The organism is Streptomyces sp. 3214.6, from assembly GCF_900129855.1.
GTDB classification, from domain to species: Bacteria; Actinomycetota; Actinomycetes; order Streptomycetales; family Streptomycetaceae; genus Streptomyces; species Streptomyces soliscabiei.
Map to the genome: position 1 here is coordinate 6,063,159 of NZ_LT670819.1, position 16,322 is coordinate 6,079,480.

Genomic DNA, 16,322 nt, shown 5'->3' on the forward strand with positions numbered 1-16,322 from the left:
TTAGGTGCCTCCTGTGCTTCGCTTATTGACACCGACACGGACGCCGGCGCTGACGCCGACCTCGATACCGACTCGCACGGGGGTGTGACCGCATGGCCGCAGGAGGCTTCTGCAAGCTGCCCGACGGCATGGTGGTGGTGGCGCTGAACCTGCCCCGCCCCGCCGCCCGGGAGGGCCTCCCGGGCCCGTCCACGGACGTCCGCGTCCTCGTCCACGCCCGCAACCGCGCCAGAGCCCTGACCAGGCTCCGCAACCTGGGCCTGAGAGCGGTCTACCTCCGCGGCAACGCGGCCCCGCCCACCCCGGACGAGATCACGGCGGTCCTCCACCACCCCGACGGCCTCGTCTGGCGCACGGCCCCCGACAACGGCGTCCCGGTCGGCGTCATGGCGGTCCCGGAACTGTGGCGCCCGATCCGGTCACTGCTGCGCAGGGCGGCGGCGTAGGGCCTGTCCGGCGGACAGGCCCTGGCCGCCCGCGGCCGGCCGGGTCAGGGAGCCGGCCCGGGGGCCGGCTGTCACCCGAGCTCGAACACGCCCTGGAGGAATGCGAGAGACACGCCCTGGCGGGTGACGCCGACGGCTGCAACTGCGCGTACCGGACCGTATGCGGCCTTCCCTGGCCGAGCACAGGGAGATCGCCGACGCCATCGCGCGCGGCGACGCCGACTCAGTACGCCTCCACCACCTGCACGTCCTCCTCCGTGACCACGCCCTCCACGATGCGGAACGAACGGAACTGGAAGTCGCCGAGCGAGTCGGTGTCGGCCGTGGAGACCAGGACGTAGTGGGCGCCGGGCTCGTTGGCGTAGGAGATGTCCGTGCGGGAGGGGTAGGCCTCGGTCGCGGTGTGGGAGTGGTAGACGATCACCGGCTCCTCGTCGCGGTCGTCCATCTCGCGGTACAGCTTGAGCAGGTCGCCCGAGTCGAACTCGTAGAACGTGGGGGACATGGCCGCGTTCAGCATCGGGATGAATCGCTCGGGGCGGTCCGAGCCGGCCGGGCCCGCGACGACGCCGCACGCCTCGTCGGGGTGGTCCTTGCGCGCGTGCGCGACGATCTGGTCGACGAGGGTCTGGGTGATGGTCAGCATGCCCGTCAGGATAAGCAAAGGGGCCGTTCCGTACCGAGGAGTGGTACGGAACGGCCCACATCGCGGACACCCCCTAAGGGGCGCGGGGCCCTGACATGTGCGGCTCCGCCGCGCGGGCGCGACCGGCCATGACGGGCTGGCAGGCGGCCGACGGCCTTCTTCCTGCGGCGCTCAGCCGACCTTCTCCTGCTCCGGCTCGCGGCGATTCGCGATCTCCGGGTTGCGCCACTTCAGTACGGCCCAGCCGGAGGCCAGCGCCGCGGCCCAGCCCGCCATCACGTACAGACAGACGCGGGAGTCGGCGTCGTAGGCGATCAGGCCGGTGACGAAGAGCAGGAACACGATGGCCACCCAGCTGAACGCCGAGCCGCCGGGCGCGGGGAAGCTGGACGCGGGCAGCCGGCCCGCGACGACCGCGCGGCGGTACAGGACGTGGCTGATCAGGATCATCAGCCAGGTCCAGATGCCGGCCGCGGTGGCGACGGAGGTGACGTAGCCGAAGGCCTTCTCCGGGACGACGTAGTTCAGGACGACGCCGATGCCCATGAAGAGGACGGAGACCGTGATGCCGAAGGCGGGCGTCTTGGTCGACGACAGCTTCTTGAAGACCGCCGGGGCCTCGCCGCTCTCGGCCAGGTTCCGCAGCATGCGGCCCGTGGAGTACATGCCGGAGTTGCAGGAGGACAGCGCCGCGGTGAGCACGACGAAGTTGACGATGCCCGCGCCCGCCGGGATGCCGATCATCGCGAACGCCTTCACGAAGGGGCTGACGCCCTCCGCGAACTCGGTCCACTTCACCACGCAGAGGATGACGGTGAGCGCGCCGACGTAGAACAGCGCGATGCGCCACGGCAGTGTGTTGATGGCCTTGGGGAGCGTCTTCTCCGGGTTCTCCGACTCGCCCGCCGTCACACCGACCAGCTCGACCGCGAGGTAGGCGAACATGACGCCCTGCAGGGTCATCAGGGAGGAGCCGACACCCTTGGGGAAGAAGCCGTCGAACTCCCACAGGTTGGAGACGGCGGCGGTGTCACCGGCGTTGCTGAAGCCGAAGGTCAGCACGCCGAGGCCGATCACGATCATGCCGATCAGGGCCGTGACCTTGACCATCGAGAACCAGAACTCCAGCTCCCCGAAGACCTTCACCGAGATCAGGTTGACCCCGAAGAGGATCACCAGGAACACCAGCGCCGTCACCCACTGGTGGACGGCCGGGAACCAGTAGTTGACGTAGATCGCGGCGGCCGTCAGCTCGGCCATGCCGGTGACGACCCACATCAGCCAGTACGTCCAGCCGGTGAAGTAGCCGAAGAACGGGCCGAGGAACTCGCGGGAGTACTCCGCGAACGAACCCGAGACCGGGCGGTACAGCAGCAGCTCGCCGAGCGCCCGCATGATGAAGAAGACGATCGCGCCCGCGAGCGCGTACATCAGGATGAGGCTGGGACCGGCCTTGGCGATGTTCGCGCCGGCGCCCAGGAAGAGACCGACGCCGATGGCGCCGCCGATCGCGATCATCTGGACCTGGCGGCTGCCGAGTCCGCGCTCGTACCCCTCTTCAGAGGTTTTCTCCGTGGCGTCCTTGACGTCCTTGACGTCCTTGTCGACCTGAGCGGAGGTCATGTGTTTGTGCGCCTTTCTCCGAATCCCCCCGTGTACTGGAGCTGCCCGGCCGGCGGTCCGCCGGCCATACGGCGCACCCGGCGGGACATGGGTGGCGTCCGCCGGGCGATCGTGAAGATTTATCACGCCCGCAACACTGATCACCGGCGGGACGTGTGGCGCACACCACAGGGAGAAGCGGACAAAACGCATCCCCGGACGGCATAACCGGCCGGGGAGGTAACGTGATCGTTATCCGGATTTGAGCGTCCGCTGAGCGAACGCGACTATGGACGAACCAGGGCAAGTCCTACGGCGTAAGGGTCGTCACGAGCGTCTCCTGGAGCCCGCCCAGCCACAGGTACGCCATCACCATCGGCTTGCGCGGATCCTCGTCCGGCAGCCGGTAGAGCAGGTCGGTGTCGTCCTCGTCGGTGATCTCCAGCCGGGAGCCGATCGCGAGCCGCAGGTCGTTCAGCGCGCGCAGCCACTGCTGGGACTCCCGCGGGGTCAGCTTCAGCACCGCCCCGCCCTCACCGGCCGCCTCGGCGGCCAGCGCGTCCAGCGAGCGCACCACCGCGAGGGCGTTCTCACGCTTGCCGGCCCTGAGGTCGTTCTCGGTGTAGCGGCGGAACTCGGCGGAGTGCGCCTTCTGCTCGTCCGCCTGCCGCGGCCCCGGGGTGCCCTCCGGGTCGGTGTAGGCGTCGGGGAAGAGCCGGCGCAGCACCGGGTCGGCGGGGGGCTCGCTCGGCCCCTCGGCGAAGAGCTCGGCGAGCGGGTCGTCGGGGGTGTCCTCGGCGGGGCCGGGGCCGATCAGCTCCAGGAGCTGCACGGCCAGCGACCGGATGATGGAGATCTCGACGTCGTCGAGTGCGACGGCCGCGCCGCCGCCGGGGAGCGGTTCGAAGTGTCCAGGCATATGAGGGGAGGCTACTTCCGGTCCTGCTGGAGGGTGGCCCACAGGCCGTAGCCGTGCATGGCCTGCACGTCGCGTTCCATCTCCTCGCGGGAGCCGCTGGAGACGACCGCCCGGCCCTTGTGGTGGACGTCGAGCATGAGCTTGGTGGCCTTGTCCTTGGAGTAGCCGAAGTACGACTGGAAGACGTACGTCACATAGCTCATGAGGTTGACCGGGTCGTTGTGGACGATCGTGACCCAGGGGACGTCCGGCTCGGGTACGGCGAAGACCTCCTCCGCCGATTCGGTGCGTTCGATCTCAAGGGGAGCGGGTGACGTCACAACGCCCATGCTGCCACGCATCCGGGAAATCGTCACACCGACGAAAAGGGGTGTAGCATCTGCTGCCATGAACACAGCGGACCTTGGGCTGCCGGTAGAGGTTCCCTCGACAGCGCTCTTCACGGACCAGTACGAGCTGACGATGCTGCAGGCCGCCCTGAAGGCGGGCACGGCCGAACGGCGCAGCGTGTTCGAGGTCTTCACCCGGCGACTGCCGGACGGTCGGCGCTACGGCGTCGTCGCCGGCACCGGGCGGGTCCTGGACGCCGTCGAGAACTTCCGCTTCGACGCCGACGTCCTGGGTTTCCTGCGCGAACGCGGCATCGTCGACGCGGAGACCCTGGACTGGCTCGCCGGATACCGCTTCTCGGGTGACATCTGGGGCTACCCCGAGGGCGAGGTGTACTTCCCGGGCTCGCCGATCATGCGGGTCGAGGGCTCCTTCGCCGAGTGCGTGCTCCTGGAGACCGTGATCCTCTCCATCCTCAACCACGACTCCGCGATCGCGGCCGCCGCCTCCCGCATGTCCTCCGCCGCGGGCGGGCGCCCGCTGATCGAGATGGGCGCCCGCCGCACCCACGAACTGGCCGCGGTCGCCGCGTCCCGCGCCGCCTACGTCGGCGGCTTCACCACCACCTCCGACCTCGCCGCCGGCTTCCGCTACGGCATCCCCACCGTCGGCACCAGCGCCCACGCCTTCACCCTGCTCCACGACCACGAGCGGGACGCCTTCCAGGCCCAGGTGAACTCCCTCGGCCGGGGCACCACCCTCCTCGTGGACACCTACGACGTCGCCGAGGCCGTCCGCATGGCCGTGGAGGTGGCGGGACCCGAGCTCGGCGCGGTCCGCATCGACTCCGGCGACCTGCTCCTCGTCGCCCACCGGGTCCGCCAGCAGCTCGACGAGCTCGGCGCGCGCGACACCCGCATCATCGTCACCTCCGACCTCGACGAGTACGCCATCGCCTCCCTCGCCGCGGCCCCCGTGGACGCCTACGGCGTCGGCACCCAGCTCGTCACCGGCTCCGGGCACCCCACCTGCTCCATGGTCTACAAGCTGGTCGCCCGCGCCGAGTCCGCCGACCCCGGGTCCCCGCTGCTGCCGGTCGCGAAGAAGTCCTCCGGCGGCAAGACCTCCATCGGCGGCCGCAAGTGGGCGGCGCGCCGGCCCGACGCGTACGGCGTCGCCGAGGCCGAGGTCGTCGGCACCGGCGACGTCTCCGCCGAACTGGCCGACCACCAACTGCTCGTCGAGCTGGTCAAGGGCGGCCAGGTCGTCGCCCGCGAGCCCCTGGACGTCGTCCGCGACCGCCACACGGCGGCCCTCGACCGCCTCCCGCTCTCCGCGACCCAGCTGTCCCGCGGCGAACCCGTCATTCCCACGGAGTATGTACAGGACCACCCGGGTAACTCGGGTAACTAGGACGCGCGCCCGGCGCACACACCGGGCGATGCCCCCTCCCGCCCGACCGCCAAAGTCTCTAGGCTCAATTACTTCAACCTCAGTCGAAGGACACCGCCCATGCGCCGCGCCTTGATCGTCGTAGATGTGCAGAACGACTTCTGCGAAGGGGGCAGTCTCGCGGTGGCCGGCGGCGCCGACGTGGCCGCCGCGATCACCGAGCTGATCGGGCAGGCCCCCGCCGGATACCGGCACGTCGTGGCCACCCGCGACCACCACATCGCCCCCGGCGGCCACTTCGCGGACAACCCCGACTACGTCCACTCCTGGCCCGCGCACTGCGTCGCCGGCACCGAGGGCGTCGGCTTCCACCCCAACTTCGCCCCGGCCGTCGCCTCCGGCGCCATCGACGCCGTCTTCAGCAAGGGCGCCTACGCGGCCGCCTACAGCGGCTTCGAGGGCGCCGACGAGAACGGCGTCAAGCTGGGCGACTGGCTGCGCGCCCGCCAGGTCGACGAGGTGGACGTCGTCGGCATCGCCACCGACCACTGCGTACGCGCCACCGCCCTGGACGCGGCCCGCGAGGGCTTCCGCACCCAGGTCCTGCTGGACCTCACCGCGGGCGTGGCCAAGGAGACCACCGACCGCGCCCTGGAGGAACTCCGCGAGGCCGGCGTCGACCTCTCCGGGAAGCCGGTCGTCTAGCCCCGCCATGGACTCGACGAGTATCGAGGGGACCGGGGGATCGAGGGGATCGAGGGGGGCCGTCAGCAGTCACCCTGGAGGACGCGATGGTGCGGCAGCAGACCCGACTGGCCGGGGAACCGACCTCCTGGCCCCCGTCTGGCACCTGCTCGACCTGACCCCGGGCGGCCGGGGCGACTGGTATCCCTCCCTCGATTACTGACCTGCCCCGACCGCCCGCCCGCGTTACCGTTTCCGCAAGGTGTGCCCGCACAACTCGCCCCCACGGAGATGGTGTTGACGCAACGCTCGCATGTACGGCGCCCCACGCTCGAGGACGTCGCCCGGCAGTCGGGAGTGTCGAAGTCGACCGTGTCCCGGGTGGTCAACGGGGAGGCCCGGGTGAGCGCGGAGGTCGTCGACCGGGTTCGCCGGGTCGTCTCCGAACTCGGCTACGTCCCCAACCAGGGCGCCCGCCAGCTCGTCACCCACCGCACCGGCGCGGTCGCGGTCGTCGCCGCCCAGCCTGCCGACCGGCTCTTCATCGACCCGTTCTTCGACTGCCTGCTGCGCGGCATCCGCCGCGAACTCGCCCGGCACGGCGCCCAGGCCGTCCTGCTGTTCCTCGACGAACCCGACGACTACGCGCGCGTGGCCGACTACCTGGGCGGCGGCCATGTCGACGGCGCGCTGCTGTTCTCCCTGCTCCCCGGCGACCGCCTGCCGGAGATGATCGACCGTCTCGGCCTGCCCGCCGTCTTCGGCGGCCGCCCCCTCCTGCGCGACGGCGACACCGTGCACGGCCACGCCTACGTCGACGGCGACAACCGCGGCGGCGCCCGGCAGGCCGTCCAGCATCTGGTCTCGCTCGGACGGCAGCACATCGCCACCGTCGCCGGCCCCTACGACCAGGAGACTTCCGCCGCCGACCGCCTCGCCGGCTACCGGGACGTCCTGCCGGCCGCCCCGGCCGACCTCGTCGAGAAGGCCGACTACACCCGGCAGGGCGGCGCCGCGGCCATGGCCGCGCTGCTGGACCGCCGCCCCGACCTGGACGCCGTGTTCGTCGCCTCCGACTTCATGGCCTCCGGCGCCCTGCAGACCCTGCGCGAGCGCGGCCGCAGGGTCCCGGACGACGTGGCCGTCGTCGGCTTCGACGACCTCGCCTCCATCGCCGAGACGACCGACCCGCCGCTGACCACCGTCCACCAGGACGTGAAGGAGATGGGCCGGCTGATGGCACAGCTGCTGATGCGGGACAGAGCGGCGGGCGGAGCGGCGGGCGGGGTGGCGGGCGCGGCGGCGGAGGGAGCCGTGCACGTGGCGTCCGAGGTGTCCTCCGTGGTCGTCCCCACCCAACTGGTCCGACGGGCCTCCGCTTGAGCCGTCACCTGGGCATCGGAGCCCCGGTCTCACTCCCCGGCCCGATTACGTCCATCATGTGGGATCACACTCCTGGGCGCGGACCGGGAATCGATACGATGAGCCCATGGTTTTGAACGACGTGAGCGAGAAGACGCCGGGCGCACTGCTCGTGGCGCGGCTGCACGTCGACCTGTGCAGGCTCGCCAGCGCCATCTGTTGACGCAGGCCCTGCCGCCGCACGGCCGTGAGCCGCGGCTCTCACACGCACGTTTTCCGCGCTGCCCGCACCGCACCTTCCTCCCGACAGGAGCCCTGAGCCATGGCCATCGAGGTCCGCATCCCGACCATTCTCCGCCAGTACACCGACGGTCAGAAGGCGGTGGAGGGCAGCGGTGACACCCTCGCCGACCTGTTCACCGACCTCGAGACCCGGCATGCGGGCATCCACGCCCGCATCGTGGACGACGGCAAGCTGCGCCGCTTCGTGAACGTGTACCTCAACGACGAGGACGTCCGCTTCGTCGACGGCATCGACACCAAGCTGACCGACGGCGACACCGTGACGATCCTGCCGGCCGTGGCCGGCGGCATGGCCTAGGCCGGCAGACCGGCCATGCGCTACGACTCCCCGCTGGCCGCGGTGGGCAACACCCCTCTGGTGCGCCTGCCGCGGCTGTCGCCGTCCGCCGACGTCCGCATCTGGGCCAAGCTGGAGGACCGCAACCCCACCGGCTCGGTGAAGGACCGCCCCGCCCTGCACATGGTCGAACAGGCGGAGAAGGACGGCCGCCTCACCCCCGGCTGCACCATCCTGGAGCCGACCTCGGGCAACACCGGTATCTCGCTGGCCATGGCGGCCAAGCTCAAGGGCTACCGGATGGTCTGCGTGATGCCCGAGAACACCTCGCAGGAACGCCGGGACCTGCTCGGCATGTGGGGCGCCGAGATCATCTCCTCCCCGGCCGCGGGCGGCTCCAACACCGCCGTCCGCGTCGCCAAGGAACTCGCCGCCGAGCACCCCGACTGGGTGATGCTCTACCAGTACGGCAACCCCGACAACGCCGGCGCCCACTACGCGACGACCGGCCCGGAGATCCTCGCCGACCTCCCCTCGATCACGCACTTCGTGGCCGGCCTGGGCACGACCGGCACCCTCATGGGCGTCGGCCGCTACCTCCGCGAGCACAAGCCGGACGTGAAGATCGTCGCCGCCGAGCCGCGCTACGACGACCTGGTCTACGGCCTGCGCAACCTCGACGAGGGCTTCGTACCCGAGCTCTACGACGCCTCCGTCCTCACCACCCGCTTCTCGGTCGGCTCGGCGGACGCCGTGACCCGCACCCGGGAACTCCTCCAGCAGGAGGGCATCTTCGCGGGCGTCTCCACCGGCGCGGCCCTGCACGCCGCGATCGGCGTCGGCAAGAAGGCGCTGAAGGCGGGGGAGAGCGCCGACATCGCGTTCGTCGTGGCGGACGGCGGCTGGAAGTACCTCTCGACGGGCGTCTACACGGCGGCCACCACCGAGGAAGCGATCGAGACCCTCCAGGGCCAGCTCTGGGCGTAGGGCGGGCATAGAGCTCATCAACCGCGCGTCAGCCCCCTCCTACGAGGGGGCTAAACGCTGTCCATAGGGCGGCAAAGAACTTCCTTCGGCACTGCCGGTCGCCGCACCCGCGGGGCTACGTTCGGCGCGCACCCTGTCATGTCACGCTCACTCGACGCGCGGGGTGTCGACCCTGTTCGAAATGTCATGCTCATGACTGCGCGGCTGCCGCCGCTACGCGCGTCACGGGCCTGCCCATCAGCTCGACCCCACCGATGGAGGCAGCACCCCATGCGTGAGTCACACCCGAGCAAGCGGAGACGGAGCCTGCGAAGACTCCTGACCGTCGCCGTGCCCGCCCTCACCCTCACCGTCGCAGGGCTCATGGCCGCACCGTCCGCAGGCGCCCAACCCGCCCCGGCCGCCGCACACCCCTCCCGCGTCACCCAGAACACGCAGGCCCTCACCGCCCCCGAGCGGCAGACCGTCCACCCCACCGGCAAGGCCGGCCAGAAAGTCCCCACCACCCGCCTGTGCGCCACCGCCGCGCCCGGCCACGCGTCCTGCTTCGCCCAGCGCCGCACCGACATCAAGCAGAAGCTCGCCTCCGCGCTCGCCGCCGCCGCGCCCTCCGGCCTCAGCCCCGCCAACCTGCACAGCGCCTACAACCTGCCCTCGACCGGCGGTTCGGGCCTGACCGTCGCCGTCGTCGACGCCTACAACGACCCCAACGCCGCGTCCGACCTCGCCACCTACCGCTCGACGTACGGCCTCTCGGCCTGCACCACGGCCAACGGCTGCTTCAAGCAGGTCGGCCAGACCGGCTCCACCACCTCGCTGCCCTCCAACGACACCGGCTGGGCGGGTGAGGAGGCGCTGGACATCGACATGGTCAGCGCCGTCTGCCCGAACTGCAACATCATCCTCGTGGAGGCCAGTTCGGCGAACGACTCCGACCTGGGCATCGCCGAGAACGAGGCCGTCGCGCTGGGCGCGAAGGTCGTCTCCAACAGCTGGGGCGGCGCCGAGTCCTCCTCCCAGACCAGCGAGGACACCCAGTACTTCAAGCACCCGGGCGTCGCCATCACCGTCTCCTCCGGCGACTCCGCCTACGGCGCCGAGTACCCGGCGACCTCCCAGTACGTGACGGCCGTCGGCGGCACCGCGCTCTCCACCTCCTCCGGGTCCCGCGGCTGGACCGAGTCCGTGTGGAAGACGTCCAGCACCGAGGGCACCGGCTCCGGCTGCTCCGCGTACGACGCCAAGCCGAGCTGGCAGACCGACACCGGCTGCTCCAAGCGCATGGAGGCCGACGTCTCCGCCGTCGCCGACCCGGCCACCGGCGTGGCGGTCTACGACACCTACGGCGGCTCCGGCTGGGCGGTCTACGGCGGCACCAGCGCCTCCGCGCCCATCATCGCGGGCGTGTACGCCCTCGCCGGAACCCCGGGTTCCAGCGACTACCCGACGAAGTACCCCTACTCCCACACGAGCAGCCTGTACGACGTCACCAGCGGCAACAACGGCTCCTGCTCGACCTCGTACTTCTGCACCGCCGGCGCCGGCTACGACGGCCCCACCGGCTGGGGCACCCCCAACGGCACCGCCGCCTTCGCCTCCGGCGCCGGCAACACGGTGACCGTCACCAACCCCGGCAGCCGCTCCACGGCCGCCGGCAGCTCGGTCAGTCTGCAGATCAGCGCCAGTGACAGCGCGGGCGCGACCCTCACCTACAGTGCGTCCGGCCTGCCGACCGGCCTGTCGATCAGCAGCTCGACCGGACTGATCTCCGGTACGGCGAGCACGGCGGGCACGTACTCCGTCACCGTCTCCGCCTCCGACAGCACCGGCGCGTCCGGCTCGGCGTCCTTCACCTGGACGGTGAGCACCTCCGGCGGCGGCACGTGCACCTCGGCGCAGCTCCTGGGCAACCCGGGCTTCGAGTCCGGCAACACCACATGGACCGGCAGCTCGGGCGTCATCACCAACTCCAGCAGTGAGGCGGCGCACGCCGGCTCCTACAAGGCATGGCTCGACGGCTACGGCTCCAGCCACACCGACACGCTGTCCCAGTCGGTGACCGTCCCGAGCGGCTGCAAGGCGACGTTCACCTTCTACCTGCACATCGACAGCGCGGAGACCTCCACCAGCACCGCCTACGACAAGCTGACGGTCACCGCGGGCTCGACGACCCTGGCGACCTACTCCAACCTCAACGCGGCCACCGGTTACAGCCAGAAGTCCCTGGACCTGTCCTCGTACGCGGGCTCCACGGTCACGCTCAAGTTCACCGGCGCGGAGGACTCCTCGCTCCAGACCAGCTTCGTCATCGACGACACTGCGGTGACGACCGGCTGATCCTGCCTGCGCCTGTGCGTGTGGGAGGGGACGAGAGGGAGCCGGATGCTCGGGAGAAACGTCACACCGAAGTCCGGGCACCCTCCCCCTCCCACACAGCAGGAAGGCGGCGACCCCATGCGCCGTACGACGTTCCACCGCACGACCGCCGTCGCGGCCCTCACGGCGACGGCGTTCCTCCTCGCGGGCTGCGGCGCCGAGAACCACGACGGCGCGGTCTCCACGGCCCCGACCACGACGCCCCCGACGGCCGCCGACCAGGACTGCACGGCGTCGAAGCCGACGCCCGCCCAGCTCTCCGCCGCCGACGACGGCCGTACGGTCTGTCTGCGGGTGGGCGGGCGACTGCGCCTCGACCTGGACGGCACCGAGGCCCGGCCGTGGACCGCCGTCCCCGCTGCCGGCGACGTCCTCAAGGCGACCAACGCGGGCATCGGCGCCCCGCCGGGCGACGCCATCGCCGCCTACGACGCGGTGGCCGCCGGCACCGCCCGCCTCACCGCCACCCGCCCGTTGTGCGCCGAACCCACCGGCCAGGGTCAGGTGTCCTGCAAAGGCGTCAAGGAATGGAGCGTCACCGTGACCGTGAAGCCGCGATGAGCCGGACAGTCCCTAGCCGGCCAGGTGGCGGACCTGGTCCCACAGGACCGGGTCCACCACTCCCACCCGGCGCCGGAAGTCCCGCACCGGGATCTGACGCAGCTCGTCGGTCTCCAGGAAACTCGGCCGCCCCTGCGCGTCCCCCACGGCGCCCGGCGGCAGCGGGATCACCCCGGCCCGCTCGTCGTGGTACTTGCTGGTGATCTTCGCGACGGTCACCCGGTCCCCGCGCACCATCAGCACCAGACACGGCCGGTCCTTGGCCCCCGGCCCGTCCTCGAACGGCACGTCCGCCCACCAGATCTCCGCGGGCTGAGGATGCCCCGCGGCGACGCCGCGTCCGCGCGTCGCCCGGCCCGTCGCCCGCCCGGTGGGCCGGCCCGGCGGACGGGTCCTGCGCCGCTGCTGCCGATGCCCCCGCCCCCAGCCGTCCACGAGCGTGGCGACGACCGCGAGCAGTACCACCGCCGCGAGCGCGAGCCACCAGGACGTGTCCATACGACGACGTTACCGGCGCGCGCCCACCACCGCGCGCCCTTCGCCCGCCTCACGCGCCGCCGGTCCAGCCGAACCGGTGACACCACAGGTGAGTTCGCCCACAACGGCCCCTGGCGGAGGAGCGACCCGGGGTTTTGCGCCTTACGCTCGACGGACCGCACGACCCCTGTCGCCCCATTTGACGATCATTCGTTCCCGACCCGTCCCCCGGATCCTTCCCGGTACTCATCGGTACCTCTGGGTTTCCCGCCAGCGGAGGTTTCTGTTTCATGAAGCTCACCGTCGTCGGCTGCTCGGGGTCGTTCCCGTCCGCGGAATCGGCCTGCTCGAGCTACCTCGTCGAGGCCGACGGCTTCCGGCTGCTGCTCGACATGGGCAACGGCGCCCTGGGCGAGCTGCAGCGCCACTGCGGTCTCTACGACCTCGACGCGATCTTCCTGAGTCATCTGCACGCCGACCACTGCATCGACATGTGCGCGTACTTCGTCGCACGCTACTACCGGCACGACGGCGGGCGCTGCGCCCCGATCCCGGTCTACGGCCCGGAAGGCACGGAGCACCGCCTGACCACGGCCTACGCCGACACCCCGTCGGCCTCCTCCATGAGCGAGGTCTTCGACTTCCACACGGTCAAGCCGTCCACCTTCGACATCGGCCCGTTCACCGTGCACACCGAACGCGTGGCGCACCCGGTGGAGGCGTACGGCATCCGCGTCGAGCACGGCGGCCGGTCGCTGACCTACTCCGGCGACACCGGCGTCAGCCCGGCGCTGGAGGAACTCGCCCGCGACACCGACCTGTTCCTGTGCGAGGCCGCCTTCACCCACGGCAAGGAGAACATCCCCGACCTGCACCTCAACGGCCGTGAGGCGGGCGAGGCGGCGAGCCGGGCGGGTGCGCGCAAGCTGGTGCTGACCCACATCCCGCCGTGGACCGACCCCCAGATCAACCTGGCCGACGCCCGCGAGGTGTTCGACGGCCCGGTGGAGCTGGCGGCGCCGCGGGTGACGTACCAGATCTGACGGTCCCCAGCCGTACGAGGTTCAGGCGTACGGCACGACGAAGGCCCCCGGAGCTCGCTGCTCCGGGGGCCTTCGTGTGCGCATCGGCTATGAACCGGCTCTCACGCCTTGGTGAGGTCCTCGACCTCCTCCTCGGGCTCGCGGCCCGGGGTGGGGAGGTTCCACTTGGTGATGGCGAAGCGGAAGACGAAGTAGTAGATGGCGCCGAAGACCAGACCGATCGGGATGATCAGCCAGGGCTTGGTGGCCAGGTTCCAGTTCAGCGCGTAGTCGATGAAGCCCGCGGAGAACGTGAAGCCCGCGTGGACGCCGAGGGCCCAGGTGATCGCCATGGACAGCGCCGTCAGCACCGCGTGGATCGCGTACAGCAGCGGCGCGATGAACATGAACGAGAACTCGATGGGCTCGGTGACACCGGTGACGAAGGAGGTCAGGGCGAGCGAGATCATCATGCCCAGCACGGCCTTGCGGCGCTCGGGACGGGCGGTGTGCGCCATGGCGAGCGCGGCGGCGGGCAGACCGAACATCATGATCGGGAAGAAGCCCGACATGAACTGTCCAGCGGTCGGGTCACCGGCGAAGAAGCGGGTGAGGTCGCCGTGCACGACGGTACCGGCGGAGTCCTTGAAGTCACCGATCTGGAACCAGGAGACGGAGTTCACGAACTGGTGCATGCCGACCGGGATCAGCGCGCGGTTGATCAGACCGAACAGACCCGCACCGAGGGCGCCGAGACCCGTGATCCACTCGCCGAAGTTCGAGATGCCCTCACCGATCGGCTCCCAGACCAGACCGAAGAAGACGCCCATGGCCGTACCGACGAACGCCATGATGATCGGCACCAGGCGGCGGCCGTTGAAGAAGCCGAGCCAGTCCACCAGCTTCTTGCGGTGGTACCGCTGCCACAGCACCGCGGACAGCAGACCCATCAGGATGCCGCCGAGCACTCCGGGGTTGTTGTAGGTCGCGGCCACGTCCGCGCCCGCCTGGACCTTGGCCTCGGTGACCGGGAACGCCTTGAGGACGTTGCTGTAGACCAGGAAGCCCACCAGGGCGGCCAGCGCGGTCGAGCCGTCCGACTTCTTGGCGAAGCCGATCGCGACGCCTATGCAGAACAGCATCGGCAGGTTGTCGAAGATCGCACCACCGGCCGTGGCGAACACCGCCGTGAGCTTGTCGGGCAGGTGCAGCTTGTCGTGGACGTCCGTCTGCCCCAGTCGCAGCAGGATGCCCGCCGCCGGCAGTACGGCGATGGGCAGCTGCAGGCTGCGGCCGACCTTCTGGAGGCCCTGGAAAAGACCGGATCCCCACTTCTTCGTGGGGGCCGCCGTGGGCGCGGTGGCGGTGCTCATAGACTTCCTCCATCGGGTGGTGGTCTACACCACTCAGTGGTGTAGACCATGTTGTAGCACGATGAAGGCGGCATAAGGAACCCACGGTTCCCGTGATCCTGGGACTACCGTGGGCTACGTCGAAGAGTCCTACGCCGGGCTATGCCTTGGTGACATCCTCCCGCTCCTCCTCCGGCTCCCGTCCCGGCGTTTTCAGGTCGAACTTGGTGATCGCGAAACGGAAGATCACGTAGTAGACGGCGGCGAAACACAGCCCGATCGGGACGATCGCCCACGGCTTCGTCGCCAGGTTCCAGTTGATGACGTAGTCGATGAGCCCGGCCGAGAAGCTGAAGCCGTCGTGCACGCCGAGCCCCCACGTCACCGCCATCGACACCCCCGTCAGCACCGCGTGCACCGCGTACAACGCGGGCGCGACGAACAGGAACGAGTACTCGATCGGCTCGGTGATGCCCGTGACGAACGACGTCAGCGCCACCGACAGCATCAGACCGCCGATCTCCTTACGACGCTCCGGCCGCGCGCAGTGCGTGATCGCGAGCGCCGCCGCGGGCAGCGCGAACATCATGATCGGGAAGAAACCGGAGGTGAACTGTCCCGCGTCCGGGTCGCCCGCCAGAAACATGTTGATGTCACCGTGCACGACCGTCCCGTCCGGCTTCGTGTAACTGCCGAACTGGAACCAGATGGGCACGTTCAGGAACTGGTGCAGGCCGATGACGAGCAGTGCACGATTCGCGACGCCGAAGATGCCCGCACCCCACGCGTCCAGCCCGTCCAGCCAGTCGCTGAAGTTCTCCAGACCGTCGCCGATCGGCGGCCAGATCCACAGACACAACGCGGCGAACGCGATCGCCACGAACGCCATGACGATCGGCACGAGCCGCCGCCCGTTGAAGAACCCCAGCCAGTCCACCAGCTTCGTCCGGTGATAGCGCTGCCAGAAGAACGCCGACAGCAGCCCCATCACGATCCCGCCGAACACCCCGGGATTCTGGAACGTGAACGCCGTCACGGTCTGGTCGACCGACGCCAGACAGCCGACCCCCGGCACGGCCTTCGCCCCCGCCGGGCAGTCCTTCGGGAACTGACGCAGCACGTTGTAGTAGACGAGGAACCCCGCCACCGCCGCCAGCGCCGTCGAACCGTCCGCCTTCTTCGCCATCCCGATGGCCACACCCACGCAGAACAGCATCGGCAGCCCCAACTCGGAGTTGAGCAGCGCACCGCCCGCGCCGGCCATCACCTTCGAGACGTTCGTCCAGCCCAACCCGTCGTCCCCGAACACATCGGGCTGGCCCAGCCGGTTGAGGATGCCCGCGGCCGGCAGCACCGCGATCGGCAGCTGCAGACTGCGCCCCATCTTCTGCAGTCCCTGGTACACCCCGTGCCAGCGCCGGCGCGCGGGGCGGGCCTCGGACTCGGCGCTCTCGGAACTCATCGTTTGGCGACCGCCTGTCAGGTGGTGTAGACCAGCTACGGACGATTGGGCTGCGTGACGTCATCCTCGGTCACGCACGAAACGATCGCTCGCAAAGTTGGGCCAACTGTGGATTACTGCGACA

17 protein-coding genes are annotated in these 16,322 nt (G+C 70.1%); 10 read left to right on the forward strand and 7 right to left on the reverse strand.

What is annotated here, in order from left to right; genetic code table 11:
* Positions 1-92 precede the first annotated feature (92 nt).
* Positions 93-446: a hypothetical protein gene (locus B5557_RS27425; protein WP_079661955.1), complete on the forward strand. Its 354-nt coding sequence runs from the start codon at positions 93-95 to the stop codon at positions 444-446.
* 223 nt (positions 447-669) lie between these two features.
* Here B5557_RS27425 and B5557_RS27430 read toward each other — a convergent pair whose 3' ends face one another.
* The 4 genes from B5557_RS27430 to clpS all read right to left on the reverse strand — a co-directional run bounded on the left by B5557_RS27430 (position 670) and on the right by clpS (position 3,942).
* Entirely contained in the window at positions 670-1,092 is a 423-nt protein-coding gene (locus tag B5557_RS27430) for a Mov34/MPN/PAD-1 family protein (protein WP_079661956.1), read from the reverse strand.
* A gap of 171 nt (positions 1,093-1,263) precedes the next feature.
* Entirely contained in the window at positions 1,264-2,715 is a 1,452-nt protein-coding gene (locus B5557_RS27435; protein WP_079661957.1) for an amino acid permease, read from the reverse strand.
* Positions 2,716-3,004: 289 nt separating this feature from the next.
* On the reverse strand, positions 3,005-3,613 hold the full coding sequence (locus B5557_RS27440; RefSeq protein ID WP_079661958.1) for a DUF2017 domain-containing protein: 609 nt from the start codon (positions 3,611-3,613) through the stop codon (positions 3,005-3,007).
* Positions 3,614-3,624: 11 nt separating this feature from the next.
* Entirely contained in the window at positions 3,625-3,942 is a 318-nt protein-coding gene (gene clpS / locus B5557_RS27445; protein ID WP_079661959.1) for an ATP-dependent Clp protease adapter ClpS, read from the reverse strand.
* Between the two features lie 58 nt (positions 3,943-4,000).
* Here clpS and B5557_RS27450 point away from each other — a divergent pair, with 58 nt between their 5' ends.
* The 8 genes from B5557_RS27450 to B5557_RS27480 all read left to right on the forward strand — a co-directional run bounded on the left by B5557_RS27450 (position 4,001) and on the right by B5557_RS27480 (position 11,885).
* Positions 4,001-5,356, forward strand: coding sequence for a nicotinate phosphoribosyltransferase (locus B5557_RS27450; RefSeq protein ID WP_079661960.1), 1,356 nt, complete (start codon positions 4,001-4,003; stop codon positions 5,354-5,356).
* A gap of 99 nt (positions 5,357-5,455) precedes the next feature.
* Positions 5,456-6,040, forward strand: a complete 585-nt coding sequence (locus B5557_RS27455) for an isochorismatase family protein (protein ID WP_079661961.1) — start codon at positions 5,456-5,458, stop codon at positions 6,038-6,040.
* Positions 6,041-6,310: 270 nt separating this feature from the next.
* The gene (locus B5557_RS27460; RefSeq protein WP_079661962.1) at positions 6,311-7,402 is read left to right on the forward strand and encodes a LacI family DNA-binding transcriptional regulator; all 1,092 of its coding nucleotides are present in this window, start codon (positions 6,311-6,313) and stop codon (positions 7,400-7,402) included.
* 106 nt (positions 7,403-7,508) lie between these two features.
* A complete protein-coding gene (locus B5557_RS45980; protein WP_020132206.1) occupies positions 7,509-7,604 on the forward strand; it encodes a putative leader peptide in 96 nt (31 codons plus the stop codon).
* Positions 7,605-7,703: 99 nt separating this feature from the next.
* Entirely contained in the window at positions 7,704-7,982 is a 279-nt protein-coding gene (locus tag B5557_RS27465; protein WP_079661963.1) for a MoaD/ThiS family protein, read from the forward strand.
* Between the two features lie 15 nt (positions 7,983-7,997).
* Positions 7,998-8,948: a PLP-dependent cysteine synthase family protein gene (locus B5557_RS27470; protein WP_079661964.1), complete on the forward strand. Its 951-nt coding sequence runs from the start codon at positions 7,998-8,000 to the stop codon at positions 8,946-8,948.
* A 270-nt stretch (positions 8,949-9,218) separates the two neighbouring features.
* Entirely contained in the window at positions 9,219-11,285 is a 2,067-nt protein-coding gene (locus tag B5557_RS27475; protein WP_079661965.1) for a putative Ig domain-containing protein, read from the forward strand.
* Between the two features lie 117 nt (positions 11,286-11,402).
* On the forward strand, positions 11,403-11,885 hold the full coding sequence (locus B5557_RS27480; RefSeq protein WP_079661966.1) for a hypothetical protein: 483 nt from the start codon (positions 11,403-11,405) through the stop codon (positions 11,883-11,885).
* A 12-nt stretch (positions 11,886-11,897) separates the two neighbouring features.
* Here the strand turns inward: B5557_RS27480 and B5557_RS27485 are convergent, their stop codons facing one another.
* A complete protein-coding gene (locus B5557_RS27485; RefSeq protein ID WP_079661967.1) occupies positions 11,898-12,383 on the reverse strand; it encodes a type II toxin-antitoxin system PemK/MazF family toxin in 486 nt (161 codons plus the stop codon).
* Between the two features lie 269 nt (positions 12,384-12,652).
* Between B5557_RS27485 and B5557_RS27490 the strand changes: the two genes are divergently transcribed.
* Positions 12,653-13,405: an MBL fold metallo-hydrolase gene (locus tag B5557_RS27490; protein WP_079661968.1), complete on the forward strand. Its 753-nt coding sequence runs from the start codon at positions 12,653-12,655 to the stop codon at positions 13,403-13,405.
* Between the two features lie 101 nt (positions 13,406-13,506).
* Here B5557_RS27490 and B5557_RS27495 read toward each other — a convergent pair whose 3' ends face one another.
* Both B5557_RS27495 and B5557_RS27500 read right to left on the reverse strand, forming a co-directional pair.
* Positions 13,507-14,757: a PTS transporter subunit EIIC gene (locus B5557_RS27495; RefSeq protein ID WP_079661969.1), complete on the reverse strand. Its 1,251-nt coding sequence runs from the start codon at positions 14,755-14,757 to the stop codon at positions 13,507-13,509.
* Between the two features lie 139 nt (positions 14,758-14,896).
* Positions 14,897-16,198, reverse strand: coding sequence for a PTS transporter subunit EIIC (locus B5557_RS27500; protein ID WP_079661970.1), 1,302 nt, complete (start codon positions 16,196-16,198; stop codon positions 14,897-14,899).
* Positions 16,199-16,322 lie beyond the last annotated feature (124 nt).